Genomic DNA, 998 nt, shown 5'->3' with positions numbered 1-998 from the left:
GGGAGTTCACCTCATCTCAATTGGTTGGTTTAGTCGCTTAACCTATTCGAGATTTGGGGAGGTACTCCTTTTTCTATGTCTAAAAAAGTCAGTCATATCAAGGCATGAGATTTATGAAATTGATTCATTCATTACTTATATTAAAAATTTCCGGGGATTGTGAAACAACGTACCTAACCAAGCAGGCTATTTCTATAAGGAAGTATCAATATTTGTTTATCTAACTAGGCACGATCATCAAAGGGTTCCGAGTACATTTTAACGGAGATATACGCTAAACTCAGATTTAAAGCAAGGCTGTATTTTTCGAGAACACTTTTAAAAAACAACCTTAGTCACAAAGGAAGGTTGTTTTTATAAAGTCATGGTCTAATTAAAACAATTGCTGTCCCAAGAGCATACTTGAGACTGAAAAGGCACCAGCAGGTGGTAAAACATTAGTATATATGGGAGGTCCCAAACGGGTTGTAAAGGTTGTAGCAATCCAATTTCCGTATTCACCAGCCAGCAAAGAGGGAGGTTTCATTATAAACCGTCCACTTAAAATGAAATGCCGAATGCTTATAGCGGTCTCATCAAATATTGTCAAGTTGCCAAAAAAGGAGGCATATGGTGAATCGAAACTTATTTGTTTAGCGCTTTCGTCCCAATACCCATTAATCGGAATAGGTATACCACGAAAATTAACTGTACCTACTACTTTGTTGTCTACAATGGAATCAATGGTAAGTATACCTCTAATAATGGATCTCCCCGCAATAGAAGCATCAATCCCCCATACGGATGGAAAGGGGATACTAACTTTGGCTGTCTTTGGAATTTTCAAAATTAACCTCCTTGATTATTTTATGTGTGGATTGAGTTGTATTTAATGAGCATTTTGCAGAAACCTGAGCCCTTGTTACAGAAGGATTTTCAGAGATAAAAAAGGGACTTCACCCCAATTTGGAGAAGTTTTCAAGTGACCAAACCCAAAAACTCCGAGAGGAAGTGAAGTC

1 protein-coding gene is annotated in these 998 nt (G+C 37.7%); it reads right to left on the bottom strand.

The genetic code is table 11. The features are described from left to right. Positions 1-373 precede the first annotated feature (373 nt). A complete protein-coding gene (locus tag ACFPXP_RS08040) occupies positions 374-826 on the bottom strand; it encodes a hypothetical protein (protein ID WP_144521919.1) in 453 nt (150 codons plus the stop codon). Between the last annotated feature and the right edge of the window lie 172 nt (positions 827-998).

Source organism: Marinicrinis lubricantis, assembly GCF_042658665.1.
Classification (GTDB): domain Bacteria; phylum Bacillota; class Bacilli; order Paenibacillales; family KCTC-33676; genus Marinicrinis; species Marinicrinis lubricantis.
Note: the sequence above shows the minus strand (reverse complement) of the source record. Positions and strands in the feature narration are given on the sequence as shown.